The 17604-nt window shown below is 70.8% G+C and carries 13 protein-coding genes; 5 read left to right on the top strand and 8 right to left on the bottom strand.

Features of this window, described 5'->3' with window-relative positions:
* The first annotated feature begins 122 nt into the window (after positions 1-122).
* From ASF76_RS00690 to ASF76_RS00680, 3 genes are all read left to right on the top strand, one after another.
* Positions 123-1643: a sugar ABC transporter ATP-binding protein gene (locus tag ASF76_RS00690; RefSeq protein WP_055951507.1), complete on the top strand. Its 1521-nt coding sequence runs from the start codon at positions 123-125 to the stop codon at positions 1641-1643.
* A 50-nt stretch (positions 1644-1693) separates the two neighbouring features.
* Positions 1694-2692 (top strand): ABC transporter permease, encoded by a 999-nt coding sequence (locus ASF76_RS00685; protein ID WP_235561228.1) that lies wholly within the window; start codon positions 1694-1696, stop codon positions 2690-2692.
* 100 nt (positions 2693-2792) lie between these two features.
* On the top strand, positions 2793-3974 hold the full coding sequence (locus ASF76_RS00680) for an ROK family transcriptional regulator (RefSeq protein WP_055951501.1): 1182 nt from the start codon (positions 2793-2795) through the stop codon (positions 3972-3974).
* A gap of 189 nt (positions 3975-4163) precedes the next feature.
* Here ASF76_RS00680 and ASF76_RS00675 read toward each other — a convergent pair whose 3' ends face one another.
* The 8 genes from ASF76_RS00675 to ASF76_RS00640 all read right to left on the bottom strand — a co-directional run bounded on the left by ASF76_RS00675 (position 4164) and on the right by ASF76_RS00640 (position 16288).
* Positions 4164-4868, bottom strand: a complete 705-nt coding sequence (locus tag ASF76_RS00675; protein ID WP_055951498.1) for a FadR/GntR family transcriptional regulator — start codon at positions 4866-4868, stop codon at positions 4164-4166.
* Positions 4869-4944: 76 nt separating this feature from the next.
* Positions 4945-6378, bottom strand: coding sequence for a GntP family transporter (locus ASF76_RS00670; protein ID WP_055951494.1), 1434 nt, complete (start codon positions 6376-6378; stop codon positions 4945-4947).
* Positions 6379-6413: 35 nt separating this feature from the next.
* Positions 6414-7313, bottom strand: coding sequence for an NAD(P)-dependent oxidoreductase (locus ASF76_RS00665; protein WP_055951491.1), 900 nt, complete (start codon positions 7311-7313; stop codon positions 6414-6416).
* Positions 7314-7359: 46 nt separating this feature from the next.
* Positions 7360-8793, bottom strand: a complete 1434-nt coding sequence (locus ASF76_RS00660; RefSeq protein ID WP_055951488.1) for a four-carbon acid sugar kinase family protein — start codon at positions 8791-8793, stop codon at positions 7360-7362.
* Between the two features lie 295 nt (positions 8794-9088).
* Positions 9089-10264, bottom strand: coding sequence for a hypothetical protein (locus ASF76_RS00655; RefSeq protein ID WP_055951485.1), 1176 nt, complete (start codon positions 10262-10264; stop codon positions 9089-9091).
* Between the two features lie 73 nt (positions 10265-10337).
* Positions 10338-11609: a hypothetical protein gene (locus ASF76_RS00650; RefSeq protein WP_055951482.1), complete on the bottom strand. Its 1272-nt coding sequence runs from the start codon at positions 11607-11609 to the stop codon at positions 10338-10340.
* 17 nt (positions 11610-11626) lie between these two features.
* Positions 11627-12655 (bottom strand): sugar phosphate isomerase/epimerase family protein, encoded by a 1029-nt coding sequence (locus ASF76_RS00645; RefSeq protein ID WP_235561200.1) that lies wholly within the window; start codon positions 12653-12655, stop codon positions 11627-11629.
* 87 nt (positions 12656-12742) lie between these two features.
* Entirely contained in the window at positions 12743-16288 is a 3546-nt protein-coding gene (locus ASF76_RS00640; RefSeq protein ID WP_082484770.1) for a PQQ-dependent sugar dehydrogenase, read from the bottom strand.
* A gap of 421 nt (positions 16289-16709) precedes the next feature.
* On the opposite strand from ASF76_RS00640, the gene tatA reads away from it, so the two are divergent.
* Positions 16710-16949: a twin-arginine translocase TatA/TatE family subunit gene (gene tatA, locus ASF76_RS00635; protein WP_055951479.1), complete on the top strand. Its 240-nt coding sequence runs from the start codon at positions 16710-16712 to the stop codon at positions 16947-16949.
* Positions 16950-16997: 48 nt separating this feature from the next.
* On the top strand, positions 16998-17558 hold the full coding sequence (locus ASF76_RS00630; protein ID WP_082484769.1) for a twin-arginine translocase TatA/TatE family subunit: 561 nt from the start codon (positions 16998-17000) through the stop codon (positions 17556-17558).
* Positions 17559-17604 lie beyond the last annotated feature (46 nt).

Raw genomic sequence — 17604 nt, 5'->3', positions numbered from 1 at the left:
TGCCACCTCGCTTGTCCCTGCCGTACTGGCCTTCTGTGCGTCGAGTGTCCGGGTGAGCCGCCGCACCGCGAGCGCATTTATGCGTGTCGCGCGTCGGAGATCCGCCGTGTTATGTTCGCTCCGTGATCAAAGTTGACCATGCGTCGTCATTACTCCTCGTCCGCGGCGTCACGAAGTCTTTCGCCGGGGTGCATGCCCTGCGCGGCGTCGACCTCGACGTGCGCGCCGGTGAGGTGCACTGCGTGCTCGGCCAGAACGGCGCGGGCAAGTCCACCCTCATCAAGACGCTCGCGGGGGTTCACCGGCCCGACGGCGGTGTGATCACGTGGCAGGGGGAGGGCGTCGAGATCGCCGACCCGCAGGCGGCGATCGACCTCGGCATCGCCACGATGTACCAGGAGCTCGATGTCGTCGACGGTCTCACGATCGCCGAGAACATCTTCCTCGGGCACGAGCTCGCCCGTGGCGGCTTCACGAAGCGCTCCGCCGCGGCGCGACAGACCACCGAGCTGCTGCGCCGCCTCGGGCACGCGAGCCTGTCGCCGCACACCGAGGTCGGCTCGCTCAGTGCCGCCAACAAGCAGATCGTGAGCATGGCGCGTGCGCTGTCCCACGACATCAAGCTCATCATCATGGACGAGCCGTCGGCCGTGCTCGACAGCGAAGAGGTGAAGAACCTCTTCGCCGTCGTTCGCGAGCTGACCTCCGAGGGCATCGCGGTCGTCTACATCACGCACCGCCTCGAAGAGATCCGCGAGATCGGCGACCGGATCACCGTGCTCAAGGACGGGCGCACGACCGCGGTGGGACTCCCCGCCGCGGAGACGCCGAAGTCCGAGCTCATCCGCCTCATGACCGGTCGCGAGATCACCAACGTCTTCCCCGAACGCGCGCCGATCGCCGCCGACGCCCCCGTCGTCCTCGACGTGAAGGACCTCGCCTTCCCGGGCGTCTTCTCCGACGTCTCCTTCACCGTCCGCGCGGGAGAAGTGGTGGGACTGGCCGGTCTCGTCGGGTCGGGTCGCTCCGAGATCCTCGAGACGGTGTACGGCGCCCGCCGTTCGTCGAGCGGCAGCGTCAGCGTCAAAGGACGCACCCTTCCGCGCGGATCCGTGTTCGCCGCGGTCCGCGCCGGGGTGGGCCTGTCCCCCGAGGAACGCAAGAGCCAGGGCCTCGTGCTCGACGAGCCGATCTACGTCAACGCCACGCTCGCCTCGATGTCGCGGTTCGCCAAGGGCGGGTTCCTCGACGACCGCTCCGCGCGACGGGTCGCCGCGGAGCAGATCGACGCCCTCGAGCTGCGCCCCGCCGACCCCGACCGCGCGGCACGCACGCTCTCCGGGGGCAACCAGCAGAAGATCCTCCTCGCCCGCTGGCTCATCCACGGCACGGACGTGCTGCTGCTCGACGAGCCCACCCGCGGCGTCGATGTCGGCGCACGCGCCGAGATCTACGCGCTCATCCGCGACCTCGCCGCCGCCGGCAACGCCGTCGTCGTGGTCTCGAGCGAGATCGAAGAAGTGCTGGGTCTTGCCGACATCGTGCTCGTCGTGGCCGACGGCCAGATCCTCCGCACGCTCCCCTCCCACCAGATCGACGAGCACGGCGTGCTCGACCTCGTCATGAAAGGATCCGCCGCGTGAGCGAGCCGACCACCCCGACCCGTGTACGCACGGTTCCCGCCGAGGCCGGCTTGACGCCGGCCTCCCCCTCATCGGCCTCGCCGGTGCGGAAGTTCTTCTCCGGTTCCGCCGGCCGCAACATCGGCCTCGTCGTCGCCCTCGTGGTGATGATGATCGTCGGAGCCATCTCCGCTCCGGGCACCTTCCTCACGGTCGACAACATCTTCGTGATCCTCCGTCAGGCCTCGATCACCGGCGTCGTGGCCATCGCCATGACCCTCGTCATCATCGCCGGCGGCATCGACCTGTCGGTCGGATCGGTCGTGGGCCTGGCATCCGTCGTCGGCACCCTCGCGGTCGTCCAGGATCTGGCCGATTCGATGCACTGGATCGTCTTCGTGATCTTCGCGCTCGCCGTGGGCGCTTTCGCAGGTCTGATCAACGGCATCGTCATCGCGTACGGCAACGTCGTGGCGTTCATGGCGACCCTGGCGATGCTCGTGGGGGCGCGAGGTCTCGCCGAGATCCTCGCCGAGCGCCGCACCCTCGTCGTCGAAGACCGCAGCTTCATCACCTTCATGAACTCCGACATCCTCGGCGTGAACATGCTCGTCTGGATCTTCGCGATCGTGGCGGTGCTCGGCTGGGTGCTGCTGAACCGCACCACCTTCGGCCGTCGCACCATCGCCATCGGCGGAAACCGCGAGGCCGCGCGCCTGGCGGGCATCAACGTCAAGCGTCACGTCATGTGGCTGTACGTGCTCGTGGGCCTCGCCTCCGGCATCGCCGGCGTGATGTTCCTCGGACGCACCACCGCGGGCAGCTCCACCAACGGCCAGCTCCTCGAGCTCGACGTCATCGCGGCCGTGGTCGTCGGTGGAACGCTCCTCGTGGGCGGACGAGGAACGATTACCGGCACCGTGTTCGGTGTGCTGATCTTCGCGACGCTCACGAACGTGTTCATCCAGAACAATCTGTCTTCTTCGGTCCAGGCGGTGGCGAAGGGTGTCATCATCGTGGTCGCGGTGCTGCTCCAGCAGCGCTTCTCCCGTCCTCCCGGACGGGGCTGACGAAAGCTTGTGCCGAGGGCGGCTGCGTAAAGTGCGTAGCCGCCTTCGGCATGTGGACTGAACACATGTCAACTAATGGTGTACTGAGGGCGTGAAGAGGATGACGACAGATTCCGTGCAGTCGGTCAACGGCGTGAGCCAGTTGTTCCAGCTGCTGCGAGACGGGGTCCCGCGCACCCGCGCGGAACTGGCCAAGTCCACCGGCTTGGCGCGGTCCACCGTCGCCGTGCGCGTCGACGAACTCATGCGGATGGGTCTGATCACGCCCGTCGCCGACGCCGTGTCCACCGGCGGGCGCCCGCCGTCGCAGTTCGCGATCAACCCCGCCGCGAAGGTCGTCGTCGCCGTCGATCTCGGTGCCTCGCACGGCACGGTCGCGATTGCCGATCTCACGGGGAAGGTGCTGTCGGAGAAGACCGGCGAGATCGACATCGCCCTCGGCCCGGAGCCGGTGCTCTCCTGGCTCGTCGAGACGGCATCCGTCCTGCTCACCGAATCGGGGCGTTCGGCCTCCGACGTCGCGGCCATGGGCATCGGCGTCCCCGGACCCGTCGAGCATTCGACCGGGCAGCCCGTGAACCCCCCGATCATGCCCGGGTGGGACCGCTTCGACATCCCCGGCTGGATCAACCGGCACATGCCGGTCCCCGTGCTCGTCGACAACGACGTCAACATCATGGCGCTCGGCGAACGCAGCGTCGCCTGGCCCGCGGTGGAGCACTTCATGTTCGTCAAGGTCGCCACCGGCATCGGCACCGGCATCATCTCCGACGGACGCCTGCAGCGCGGCGCCCAGGGCATCGCCGGCGACATCGGCCACGTGCAGGTCGCGCGCGGCGCCGACATCCCGTGCCAGTGCGGCAATCGCGGATGCCTCGAGGCCCTGGCATCCGGTCCCGCCATCGCCCGTGCCCTGCGGGCGCAGGGGATCGACGCGCACACCGGCTCCGACGTCGTCGACCTGGTCAAGCGCGGCAACATCGACGCCATCCAGGCCGTCCGCCAGGCGGGACGCGACATCGGCGAAGTGCTCACCACGTGCGTGAGCCTGATGAACCCGTCGGTCATCGCCATCGGTGGTTCGATGGCGCGGGTCGGCGAGCACCTGATCGCGGGCGTGCGCGAGGTCGTCTACACCCGCTCCACGCCGCTGGCCACCGAGTACCTCTCGATCGTGCAGTCCGTGGCGGCCGAGAACGCCGCGGTCATCGGCGCGAGCATGCTCGCCGTCGAGCACGCGCTCGCGCCTGAGTCGTTGAACGCCGCGTTCCTGCGGGCCTGACCCCGCTCCTCGGCGCGATGCGCCCGGCCGTGCACAACGGCGGGTCCTTTCGGCGGCACGCCGGTTCCGGATGCCGTGCGCGCGGCGTGTCGTGAAGGGGCACCGCGGTTGTGCACGCGTGGATCGCGGATGCCGTGCGCGCGGCGTGTCGTGAAGGGGTCCCGCCCGCGGGGGGAACCGCCTCGCGGGTCACTCGTCGTGGGGCAGAACGTACTCGCGCAGGTCGTCGAGGGTCTGCTGCATGTGCTGGTCCATCGCGCGACGCGCGGTCTCGGGGTCGCCGCCACGCAGCGCGTCGAGCACGTGGGCGTGCTCGATGAGGGCATTCTGCTGAATGACGCGCACGCGCGACGTCTGCGCCCGCCGCTCCGACAGCACCTCGGTGAGGGGGGCGAACATCACCGTCAGGAACGGGTTGCGCGAGGCCGCGAGGATGCGGTCGTGGAACGACAGGTCGGCCGCGACGAAGGAGACCAGGTCGACGGCGGCGTGGGCGGTGCGCATCGTCTCGAGATCCGCGGCGATCGCCTCGACCTCGTGGGGCTGCGCACGCTGGGCGGCGAGGGCCGCGGCGCCGGTCTCGAAGATGCGGCGGAGCTCGATCAGCTGCTCGGCGGCGGAGGAGTCGCCGTCGGCGGAGGTGGCGGCCAGCACGGCGCTGAGCGAGGTCCAGCGGGCGAGCGGCTGGACGAACGAACCGCGGCCGCTCTCGACCCGCACGATACCCCGCGTCTGAAGGACCTTCACGGCCTCCCGGACGGTCACGCGGCTGACGTCGAATCGCTCGCCGAGGTCGTTCTCGCTGGGCAGCGCCTGGTCGGCGACGAGGCGGCGCGCGACGATGTCGTCGAAGAGCCCGTCGACGACTTCGTCGACACGTGAACGTCGTGCCATGGCATCCCCCCTGCCGTCAAACCTAATCGCCGGGCCGGGAACATCCGTCCCCGACCCGGCGATGAGAGCGAGCGGGTCAGCCCGCGAGCGCGAACACCGCCCACGTGAGCAGGAAGCCGGCGACACCGAGGATGGTCGTGAGCACCGTCCAGGTGCGGAGGCCGTCGGCCACGGTGAGCCCGAGGTAACGCGTGACGATCCAGAAGCCGGCATCGGTCACCATCGACAGGCCCAGCGAGCCGAAGCCGACGGCCACGGCGACGGCGGCGATCTGCACCGGGCTGTAACCGGCCTCGGCGACGGCGGCCGACAGCAGGCTCGCCGTGGTCACGATGGCGACGGTCGCCGACCCCTGTGCGGCGCGGAGAGCGAGGGTGATGAGGAACGCGGCCCCGAGGAGCGGCACGCCGAGGTTCTCCAGAGTCACCGACAGCGCGGTGCCGATCCCCGAGGCCTGCAGCACGGCGCCGAACACGCCCCCGCCGGCGACGACAAGCAGGATCGACGCGATCGGGGGCATCGAGCTCTCGAAGACCTCGTTGGTACGCGCGAGGCCCCATCGGCGACGTACGGGCAGGACGAAGAACGCCACGATCACGGCCACGAGGAGAGCGAGCGCCGGCGTGCCGATGAAGGTCGCGATGCCGCGCCCGGCGGATCCGGCCGGGAGGCTCAGCGAGAGCGTGGTGCCGACGAGGATCTGCACGATGGGCAGCGCGATCAGACCGATGACGGTTCCGGTGCTCGGCGGCGCCATGACCGTCCCGTCGGCGCGGCGCGATTCGATGACCGTCGTCGTCTCGCCGAACTCGGCCATCTGGGTGGCGACGCGCGGAGCCAGGTCGTACTGCCGGCGGTTCATGATGCGGGCGACCGAGAAGCAGAGGAAGCCGAGCACGGCGCAGATCGGCAGGGCGATCGCGGTGACCAGGCCCAGGTCTGCTCCGAAGACGCCGGCGCCCGCGACGATGCCGGGGTGCGGCGGCACCGCCACATGGACGGCGAGCATGAGGCCGAACATGGGCAGGCCGAAGACGATGGGTTTCACGCCGGCGATCTTGCTGAACGCGTAGAGGATCGGTACGAGCACGATCACGCCGACCTCGAAGAACACGGGGATGGCGACGACGAATGCCACGATCGTCAGGGCGACGGCCACTCGTCGGGGTCCGAGGCGTTCGGTGAAGCTCTCCGCGAGCCGCTGCACACCGCCCGACACCTCGATGAGGCGACCGAGGATGGCGCCCAACGCGATGATGATGAGCACCTTGCCCATCGTGGAGCCGACGCCGTTCGCGACGAGGGTGAAGACGTCGCCGGCCGGGATCTGCGCCGAGATCGCGACCACGACGCTCGTGACGAGCAGCGCCACGAACGCGTGGACCTTGAACAGGATGATGAGCACCAGCAGCAGGGCGATGCCCGCGGCGGCGATGGCGAGGAGCGGGCCGGTGCCGAACTCCACCGCCGGAGCGATGGGAGGCGTGTCGGCCGTGAGGATGAGGGGCATGTCGGGATCTCCTTCGATTCCTGAGGGGTGCGGTGTCAGCCGTGGCGACGGACGGGGGCGACCGCGCGGATCACGGCGGAGTCGTCGTGCGACCCGAGGCCCTGAGAGCGACCGCTGAGGTAGAGCTGCTCGGCGGCGGCGGCGACCGGGGTGGGGAGCCCGACGCGCCGCGCGGCGTCACCGACGATGCCCATGTCCTTGACGAAGATGTCGAGTGCGCTGAGCACCTCGGCGCCCTCGTCGTCGTAGGCCTGCAGCATGCGGGGTCCACGGTTACCGAGCATGAACGACGCTGCCGCACCGCCCATGAGCGCCTCGAGGGTTTTCTCGGGATCGAGGCCCAGCGCGTCGGCGAGGGCCAGCGCCTCGGCGGCGGCGGCGATGTGCACGCCGCAGAGCAGCTGGTTCACGGTCTTCAGCGCCTGGCCGTCCCCGGCGTTGTCGCCGACGACGGTGAGGGTGGATGCCAGGAGTTCCAGCACGGGCGCCGCCTTGTCGCGCGCGCCGGGGGAGGCGCCCACGACGATGAGCAGGTCGCCGTGACCTGCCCGCACGGGTCCGCCCGACAGCGGCGCGTCGACGAGGTCGATGTCGGACGCGGCGAGGCGCTCGGCCACCGGGCGGATGCCGGCGGTGCCGACGGTGCTGGTGAGGATGACCACGGAGCCCGGTCGGAGCGCGGTCGCGATGCCGGACTCGCCGAAGAGCACGTCGTCGAGCTGGTACTGGTCGCGCACGGCGAGCAGCACCGCGTCGGCGTCGGCGACGGCATCCCGTGCGGACGGGAACGGCGTGACCCCCTGCTCCTCGGCGAGGGCGAGGCGGGTGGGGGCGATGTCGAAGCCGTGGACGGTGAGGCCCGTGGCCAGCCGGGTGGCCATGGGCAGCCCCATGGCGCCCAGGCCCAGAACGGTGACGGTGTAGTCGGTGGTCATGTGGAAAGCTCCTTCGCTTGCGGGGTTGAGGGGTCGAGGTCGGGGGTCAGCTGCTGGTCGCGGCCGCGCGGGTGAGGGTGGACACGACGTGGGCGAGGGCGTCGTCGTCGCCCACGTTGCCGGCGAAGACGACGTACGGGATGCCGGCGGCCGGGCCGTCTGTCGGCTCCCACAGCGAGATGATCCCGGGCAGCATGGGTCCGCGGACGGTCGCGCGGTGCATGGAGAGCCCGTGGGCGGCGACGTCGCTGGAGGTGATGCCGCCCTTCGCCACGACGAAGCGCGGACGGGTGCGGGCGGTGACCTCCTTCACCACGTCGACGACGGCGGCCGACACGGTGCGGGCGATGTGGAGGCTGTCGTCGGCGGTGGCGGCCGTGGTCACGGTGCGGGTCGTGCTCACGACGACGTCGCCCGCCTCGAGCTCACGGACGACCCTGTCGGCGATGCCGTGCAGATAGACGGGCGCGTCGGCGGGGTCGAGCACCCGCGCGACGTCGATCTCGATATCGGTCAGGTGGGGGGTGCGCTCGCGCAGCCGGGAAAGCTGCCGGGTGGTCACCGCGACGTGCGATCCGACGACGATCAGTCCGCCGCGGTCGGCACCGCCGTCGGGGAAGATCTCCGCGGCGGTGAGAGGGTCGCGGCGCTCGGCGCCGATGCGGGCGCGGACGAAGGGCGGGCCGACGCGCGAGAGCAGCGTCTTGCCGCGCCGACGCGCCTCGATCAGACCGAGCGAGATGAGCCGCAGATCGTCTTCGGTCACGACGTCGCACACGATGGGCGTGCGGTCCACGGCATCCTGGATCGCGTCGGCCACCGCGTCGGCGCCGGAGCGGATGACGGCGAGGTCGACCACGATGACCGAGTCGGCGGGATACCGGCCGCCGGACTTCTCGTCGACCCAGGCTGCGAGCTCGGAGCTGCGGTACCCGAAGGTCGCATCGCGGGCGAACTCGGTCTCACCGATCGGCTGCAGGTCATCGCCGTCGCGCATGTAGTGGACGCCGCCGATGGTGACCCGGCCCGCGTCGGGGAAGGCGGGCACGATCAGGACGCCGTCGACCGCGCGGCCCCCGGCCGCGACGATCGCGTCGGCGAGGCTGTCGGGCTCGAGGGGGAAGTGGCCGCGCAGGGTGGAGTCGCCGCGGCTGACGAACTCGACATCGATGCCCGCGTCGGCGGCGGCGGAGAGGGCGTTCAGCGCTACCTCGAGGTTGCGGGCCCGGGCATCGTCTTCGCCCAGGCTGCGGGCGTTCGTCAATACGTAGACGGCCGGGGCGTCGGTGGCGAAGACCGCGCCGAAGTCTTCGGTGGCCCAGCGCGTCAGCACGGGGAGATCGGCGACCGACTGCGTCCCTGTCGGGTCGTCGTCCAGCACCACGAGGCGGGAGCCGAGTGCCTGGGAGGCCGAGCGCACGTCGGCGGCGGCAACCGACCGGTCGGCGGGGAAGCCGCGGAGGGCCTGTGCTTCGTTCATCGTCTCACTCCTTCGTGGATTGACCGTCAGTGGTCAGGTGTCAGCCATCATATGGCTTGCGAGACAACGAGGCAACGTTCCCGGGAGAGACTGAGCCGGTTCGGGTGGCACGCCCGTGGCGGTCATGCCGACGCCGCGTGTCGGAGCCGGCCCCGCCGCCGCACGACACCGGGAGAGCCGGAGCGCGTCCGCCCATCGCCCACGGACACGACGACGCCCGCCGTGCCGGAAGCACGACGGGCGTCTTTGTCATCACCCGCGGCGCGAGGTGTCCCTCCGCGCGCCGCGGGTGGTCTCAGGGCGACGGGCGCGAGGCGCGGGTCGCGGTGCTGGGGGAGTCCGCGGGTGCGGCGGCCGCGCCGGCGGCGACGGGCACGCCGGCGTCGCCCGCGCCGGCAGTGGCGGGAGACGCATCGGCCCGAGCCGCGGCCACCGCGGCGGCGAGCTCGCGGGCGTGGGCGGCCTTGCGGCGGCGTGCGGCGACGATGCGCCAGACGACGAACAATGCCAGCACGAGGAGGATCGCCAACGCCGTCCATGGCACCGCGGCCGTGGCTGCCGATCCCTCCGACACGAGAGGGTCCAGGGCCGAGGGCTCGGCTCCGGCGAGCGTGCGCGAGACGACCTGCGAGGTCGCGGTCACGTCGGCGGCGAGGAGGACCAGCGGCACCACGCCCGCGACCTCGACGGTGCGCTGGAGAGAGCTCCCGGGCAGCAGTTCGGGGGCGTCATCGGCGGCGGTCACACCAGCGAGACCGAAGGGGCCGCCCAGGGCGACCTGGACGGCGGGGTCGAGGCGCGTGTTGCCCGTATTGGTGAGGGTGTAGGTGACGGTCGCCGAGCCCGACTCGATCGGGCTGGCCGTGCCGTGGTAGTCGACGGCGATGTCGCCCACGGTCAGCGCCGGCGCGAGGTCGCCCTGCACGCGCAGGTGCACGCGCGAGCCGAGGCGTCGCTCGGTGATCGTGCCGTTGTCGGCGGTGACGCGCATGGATGCCACGACGCCCGCGGCGTAGTCGCCCGGGGGAGCGTCGGCGGGCACGGTGACGGTGAAGGGGACCTCGGCGCTCGCGCCGCTGTCGAGGGTCAGCTCGGGGGTCTCGACCCGCACCCAGCTGCCCAGGTCGGTGGATGCCACGCCGCCGGCGAGGATGTCGAGCGAGCCGTCCTCGGTGAGGAAGCCGTCTGCCGCGTACACCGAGAGGGTGATCGGCTGCGGGCTGCGGTTCGCGACGTAGAGCGCGTCGCCCACGGTGCCGCCGGGCTGAAGGTCGTAGGCGTAGTTCGGCCGGTCGCGACCCTGTGCCGTGTCGGCGGGCTTGACGCTCCACGTCACCGTGGTGTCGGCGGAAGGAGCGGCGGGGTCCTCGGCGGCGGCCGCTGAGGCGGCGATCGGCGTGCCCAGCAGAAGGGCGAGAGCGGTGAGAAGGGAGAGGAGAAGACGGACGGGTGAGGTGATCGCCTGGGACATGGGCGTGGCTTTCGGTTCGAGGGAGGTCCGCCGGGGTCGCGCTCCGTGAGGAACGCGACCCCGGCGGGTGGGATCAGCTGAGGGCGGTCAGCGTCACGGTCGCGGTGTAGGTGCCGCGGGGGGTCTCGAGCGGGAGCTTGAGATCCAGGTCGGCGCCCACGAGCGAGCTACCGCGGGCGTGGCCCTCGTTCGCCGAGGCGAGCGTGCGGGCGACGGACAGGCCCTCACCCTCGTCGAAGCCCGAGGGGACGGGAGCGCCGGCGATGGCGTCGCCCGCGTTCTCGATCACTTCGGGCGTCCAGCCGAGGTACTTGCTCGACACCTGCTCGCCACCGGCGGTGAAGTCCGACACCTGGGCGGTCAGCGACCATCCGGGGTTGCCGGCGCGGGTGTCCTGGATGCGGATCGGGATGATCTCGCCCTCGGCGTGGAAGTGGTCGAGCTCCTGCTCGGCCACTCCGAGGTCGACGAGGCGCGACGTGCCCTCGATCGCCCACGTCAGCTCGCCCGAACCCTGCGCGGGCACGGTCACGGCGATCGACTGGTCGCCGGCGGGCGGCGCGGTCGGCGCCTCGCCGGTGTAGTCGCCCGTGGTCGAGCCGGCGCGGACGCTGGCACCGAACACGGCGGCGGGGGTGTTCGCATCGAGCGCCAGGGCACCGTACACGGTGGTGTTCGCCACGCGCAGGTTGGCCGAGTTGCCCGTCAGCGACAGGCCGCCGCCGATGGAGTTGGCGAACGCGTCGCTGCCTCCGTCGGCGGTGGCGCCGATGAGCACGTCGCGGGAGCTGCCGCTGACGGCGACATCGCCCTTGACGATCGCGCCGGTCATCGACACGCCCCAGCCGGAGCGGTCGATCGACACGTCGCCGCCGACCGAGCTGCGCACGACGTCGACGTAGTTCGCCTGCTGCGTGAGCAGCGAGCCCGTGATGGCGCTGTCGACGACCTCGACGTCGATGCCGCCGGCTTCCACGGATCCGCCGACGCGCAGGTCGTTGACGTAGAGGAAGCCCACCGTGGTGTCGACCGAGTAGGCGCTGATGTCGCCCTCGACGCTGGTGCCGTCGAGCGACACACCGTACGCGTCGGTGGCGATGACGTCTCCCGTGACGGTGACGGAGGTGGCATCCAGCCAGCCGCCCTCCTCCACGACGATGTCGCCTTCAACGGTCGCGCCGCCCAGGACGCAGTCCGCGCCGCTGGGGACCAGCAGGTTGCCCGAGACGGTCTGGCTGCCCAGGTCGTCGGTGCAGGTGAGGTCGGCCGCGTACGCGGGGACGGCGACGACGCTGCCCCCGATGACGAGGAGGCCGACGGTGGTGAGTTTGGTGATCTTGTTCATGTGATCTTCCTCGTCGCTCAGCCGCGCAGGGCTGCGATGTTGTCGTAGCTGCGGTCGGCGTTCGCCAGCGAGTTGCCCGGGTTGACCGGCACCGTCGAGGCGTTGTCCTGCTCGAACATGCCGAACCGCTGGCCGCGGTCGCGCAGCTGCGACAGGAACGCCGTGTAGTCGATGTTCCCGGCGCCGAACTCGACGATGTCGTAGCCGTTGGGGCTGTTCGGGTTCAGCTTCCCGTCCTTCAGGTGCAGGATCGGGAAGCGTCGCGGGTCGCGCTTGATGTAGTCGATCGGCTCGAAGCCCGGGTACAGGTGCTTTCCGACGTGCGCCCAGTAGACGTCCATCTCGAAGAAGACCGTCTCGGGGTTCAGATGCTGCCAGTACAGGTCGTAGACGCGCTCCTGGGTGTCGGTGGTGTAGCCCCACTCCTGGGCGTGGTTGTGGAGGTAGAGCTTGATGCCCGCGGCTCGTCCCTTGTCGCCCATCTGGTTCCACGTTCCGATGGCCTGCATCCAGGCGTCCTTGGCGATGGGGCCGCCGTAGCCGCCGGCGATGGGGCCGCCCTGGCCGAGGTGCGGCATGCCGAGCACGTTCGCGATCTCGAGCTGCTGATCGATGTTGTTCGGGTTCAGGTTGACGTGCGCACCGGTCGCGCGCAGGCCGTTGTCGTCGAGCAGCTGACGGATCTGCTGCGGGGTGATCGCGCCGACCTGGCCCTGGGTGTACCCGGCGAATTCGATCTCCGAGTAGCCGATGTTCGCGAGTTCCTCGAACACCGCGCGGAAGCCCAGCGAGCTGACCTTGTCGCGGACGGTGAAGAGCTGGATGCCGATGCGGTTGACCGGCACGAGGCGCTTGCCGGCGCTGACCGGGGGAGCGGCGGCCGCGGCGCGGGCGCCGAAGGCGGTGGACGCGGAGGCTGCGGTGGGCATTGCGGCGGCGCCGATGCCGACGGCGACGGACGACGCCGCCAGGGCCTTGAGCAGCGTGCGCCGGCTCATGGGCCGATCCGGCACCGTGGGGTGCGCGTGGTCGTGGTGGTGACTCATGACTCTCCTTCGAGGTGGGTCCGCCCCGATGCCGGGGACGGCCGAGGGTGTGGTGGGGGCCGCAGCTGCGCGACCCCCACCGGGGTGTTACTTCTGGACGGTCAGGCTGGTGCTGCCGCTGCTCTTCGCGATGCCGGTCGACCCGGTGTAGGACGCCTGGACCTGGTAGGCGCCCACCGTGCTGAGCTTGGGCAGGGTCACCTGGACGGTGCCGTCTGCGCCGAGCGTTCCGGTGAGGGTGGCGACGACCGCGTTGTTGCGACGGATCGTCACCGTGGCGTCGCCGGTCGGGACGATGCCCGTCGACGAGACCACCTGGACCGTGGCGACAGCCGCCACGGCGGGCTTGACCGGCGTGGGCGAGACGGCGACCGTGGTCGTCGAGCGCGCTTGCGACACGGTGAGGCGACCGATGCCGGCCGAGCCCTTGAAGGTCTCGTCGGCGCCGTAGGTGGCACGCAGGGTGTGCGTACCGACCGGCAGGTCGGCGGGCAGGGCGATGACGGCGTTGCCGTCGGCATCCAGCGTTCCGCGGGCGATCTCGTTCTCGCCGACCGTCAGCACGACCTCACCCGTGGGTGCGCCGCCCTCGCCGCGAACCGCCACCGTCACGTCGCCGGGGGCGCCGTAGGTGACCCGCGGGGAGGCGAGCGTGACCATCGTCCGCGTGTCGACCGTCGGCTCGTTGGGAGCGTCGAGGTCGATCGTGAACGACACCGAACCCAGCTCCGACACGTTGCCGCCGGTGTCGGTGGCGCGGTAGCGGAGGTCGTACGTGCCGTTCTGGTCGAACGTCACGCCGTACTGCTGGTTGGCGGCGAGGTTCGTCCAGGTCGCGCCGTTGTCGCGCGAGTACTGGACGCTGGCGAGCGTGCCGTTGTCGGCGGCCTGCACCGAGAAGCGGACGGGCTCGTTGAACACGCCGCCGACGCCCGTGGGGGCGGCGGGGGCGAGAGTGTGCGCCACCGTGGGAGCAGTGACGTCGCCCACGCCGTCGCCGACCATGGTCAGCGAGTCGACGGCGAGCTCGTCACGCGAGGTGACGTACAGCGCGCCGGTGCCCTCGGGGGCGTCGAACGCCACCTGAACGTCCTTCCAGCCGTTGCCGCCGGGGATCTTCGCCGTGGCGAAGGGCGCGGCGTCGGCTGCGCCCCAGCGCAGCTGGACCTCGCCCGCACCGGTTGCCCGGACGACCGCACCGTCGATACCGGCGAAGTTCACCGGGTCGAAGGCGAGGAAGTCACCCTGGCCGAGGCCGCGGATGGCGTTGCCGCCCGACGCGTCGGTGTCGGCGTAGGTGGCGACACCCTGGCGGCGGATCGCGTGCTCCGCCTGCTGCAGCTTCGGGTTCAGGCGAACGGTCGCCTCACCCGTGGCGGCGGGCAGGCCGTTGGCGCCCCGGTCGGAGTAGGTGACCACGACGGCGCCGTAGAGCAGGGCACCGGGTCCGTGCTCGGGCGAGTTCGGGTCGGTGCGGAAGACGCCGGTGCAGCCTGTGCCCGAGACCTCCGGGTGGGCGTGCTCGTCGTGGCCGAGACCGTACGTCCACGTCACGCGGGCGCAGTCGGTGGCGGTGCCGTCTTCGGCATCCGAGGTGGTCACCTTGAACGGGATGGCCTGGCCCCAGTCGAAGAACGCGCCGTTACCGGGGAACTCCACCTTCACCTCGGGGGCCTGGTTGCCCACCGAGATGGTGCGCGAGGTGAGGCCGAAGCGTCCGCCCGCGTCGGAGACCCGCAGGCGCGCGGTGTAGTTGCCGAGCTCCGTGTAGGTGTACGACGTGGTCGCACCGGTGGCGTCGAAGGTGCCGTTGCCGTCGAAGTCCCACTCATAGGTGAGGGCGTCGCCGTCGGGATCGGTGGATGCCGTGGCGTCGAACTGCACCGTCAGGGGAGCCTGCGACGACGAGGTGGGCGTGGCGGTGAAGCGCGCCTGCGGCGACTTGTTGCCGGCGACGTAGTCGATGCGGTACAACCCGGCATCCGGGTTGGCCCGGAAGAAGCCGTCACCGTAGTCGAGCACGTACATCGATCCGTCGGGACCGATCTCCATGTCCATGGGGTTGTCGTGGGTCGGCTGCGCCAGCGACGACAGAGCCGCGTTCGGCAGGAAGTCCTCGATGTCGGTGACCTCGAAGGCATCCCAGTCGAGAGTGAAGGAGGCGATGTAGTCCTGCGAGAACTCGCCCATGAACGCTTTACCGTCCCAGTGGCGGGGGAGCTTCGTGGTCGAGGGGTTCGACTCGTCGTAGTGGTAGACGGGGCCGCCCATCGGGCCCTGGCCGCTGCCGGCGCCGAAGTTCACCAGCTCGTCCCACGGCTGGTCGCCGGGGTTGTCGCCGTACCAGAGCGTCGCGGGCTGCGCGGGCGGCAGGTCGGTGAGACCGGTGTTCCAGCGCGACTCGTTCTTGAGGTTCTGCGGGTCGAAGAACGCACCGGGGGTGGCGGTGGCGAAGTCCCAGTCGTTGTACGCCTGGTTGTCGGCGTGCACGTAGGGCCAGCCGGCGTTCTGCGGCTCGTCGAGGCTGATGGCGTTCCACTCCACCAGGCCCATGGGGCCGCGGCCCGCGGTCTGTGCGACGGCCTTCGTCGCGTCGGGGCCGTAGTCGCCCCACGACAGCGAGTTGGTCTCGATGTCGACCTCGATGCGGAACGGGTTGCGCACGCCCATCACGAAGATCTCCGGGCGGGTGAGCTCGGTGCCGGGGGCGAAGAGGTTGCCCTCCGGGATCGTGTATGACCCGTCGTCCTCGACGTGGATGCGCAGGATCTTGCCGCGGAGGTCGTTCGTGTTGCCGGCGCCGCGTCGCGAGTCGAAGCCGGGGTTGAATCCCGGGGCGTCGTTGTTGGGCGCGAAGCCGTTGGCGCCCGGGGTGGATGCCGGGGTGTTGTCGCCCGTGCTCAGGTAGAGGTTGCCGTCGGCGTCGAAGCCGATGTCGGCGCCCACGTGGCAGCACTGCCCGCGCTGGACCTCGACGTCGAGGACGACCTGCTCGGTGGAGAGGTCGAGCTGGTCGCCGGTCCACTGGTAGCGGGAGAGGCGGTTCACGCCCACCCACTGGTCCCAGTAGGACTCGTCGGCGCCGGCGGGCAGCGTGTTGGGGGCGTTGCCGGTGGGGGTGTCGGTCACGCCGTCGCCGTTCGCGTCGCGCGGCGAGTAGACGAGGTAGACCCAGCCGTTGTTCTCGAAGTCGGGGTCGATGGCGACCGTCTGCAGGCCGTCCTCGGAGTTGGCGTAGACGTCGAGGGTGTTCGTGACGCGCGTGACGCCCGTGGCCGGGTCGGTCAGGCGAACGTCGCCGTTGCGGGCCGTGTGCAGGACGCGCTTGTCGGGGAGCACCGCGAGGTCGATCGGCTCGCCCACGTTCTTCGTGAGCAGGACGCGCTCGTAGTTGCTCCAGTCGAGGGCGCCGGCGCCGTCGCCGGTGTCGCCGGGGTCGGGGGTGCCGGGGTCGGTGGGGTCTCCGTGATCGCCGCCGGGGTCGGTGACGACGGGGTCGGTCCCGTGGTCGTGACCCTCATGGGCGAAGGCCGGTGCGGGGGCCGCGGCGATGGCGCCCAGGCCCAGTGCGGTGGCCGCGAGGACCGCCGTCAACCGGGCCCGGACGGCCGGATGCCGAGAAGTAGAGTTCATCGTGAATACAGCTCCTGTAAATGCGTGCGAGTTGTTTTCACCGGGTCGCCACACGGTCGGTCTCAACGACTGTTACGTGGCGGCCCGGGCTCATCGTGCGGTGGCTGTCGGCCACACGCGGGTACCTTCCTCCGCTCTTCATCGAGTTCGGATGGATCGCCGATCGCCGCCTCTACGGGGCGGTTCTCGGTCGAGCCTCAGGGGGATGAGTCGTTCGCATGGTCGGCGATGTCGCTCGTTGGTCATCTTGACCGATGTTTTTCCATAGGTCAATCAAAAGGTGCGTAATCGGTAACCAACAAAAGTACGCACGACGCGGAGCTTGTGGACTGCGTTCGACGCGGGCTAGCATCGCCGACGGTGCGTCCCCCGCGCCGACACTCACCGCCGGCAACGACGTCGGCACGGCCGAGGAGGCCCCATGCTCCATGGACTGACCGGATGGCATCTGTTGATCGTGCTGGCAGTGATCCTGCTGCTGTTCGGTGCGGCGAAACTCCCCGCCCTCGCGCAGAGCGTAGGGAAGTCGGCCCGCGTCTTCCGGGGCGAGATCAAGGCGATGAAGGAGGAGGATGCCGCCACCGACGCGCCGACGCCTCCCGCCGGCGTCGCGGACACCCGCATCGACGGCTTCGCGGCCGACCCGCCGCCGGCGCGCTGACGCGGCGATGCGTCCGCACGGCCCCGCGATGACGCGGAGGGGGGCCCCGTGACCTTCGGTCTGACGATCGAGAAGCTGCTGCTCATCGGCCTGATCGCCGTCATGATCATCGGCCCGGACCGCCTGCCGGCGGCGGCGGAGTCGCTGCGCCGCACGATTCAGCAGGTGCGGCGCATGGCCCGCACCGCGCAGGAGCGCGTGCGGGAGGAACTCGGCCCCGAGGTCGCCGACGTCGACTGGCAGCGCCTCGACCCCCGTCAGTACGACCCGCGCCGCATCATCCGGGAGGCCCTTCTCGCAGAGCCCGATGCGGCGCCCGCGACTCCTCGCGGGGTGGGTGAGCCGGACCCGCTCGCGCTCGCCAGCCCGCTCGCCGCGAAGACCGGGTCCTCGGCGACACCTCTGCCGAGCGCTGATCCGGCACCCTCCCTCGAGCTCCTGCCGCGGGCGGCATCCGCGCCGAGCGCTCCTCCGCCGTTCGCCAAGACGGATCCGGAGGCGCCATCCGCGCCGGGCGCGCCCTCGGGAACACCCGCCAAGACGGATCCGGGAGCGTCGTCCGCCGCGGCGCCCGCGCGCGCCGCAACGGTTCCTCCCCACGGGAGATAGCCGGTCGGCGACCGACACGTCCTCGTCCGGGGGGTGCGCGGTGCGC

This window comes from Microbacterium sp. Leaf151, from assembly GCF_001424225.1.
In the GTDB taxonomy this organism is placed as follows: Bacteria; Actinomycetota; Actinomycetes; order Actinomycetales; family Microbacteriaceae; genus Microbacterium.
The sequence above is the reverse complement of the archived record's forward strand: the minus strand, read 5'-3'. Positions and strand labels throughout refer to the sequence as shown.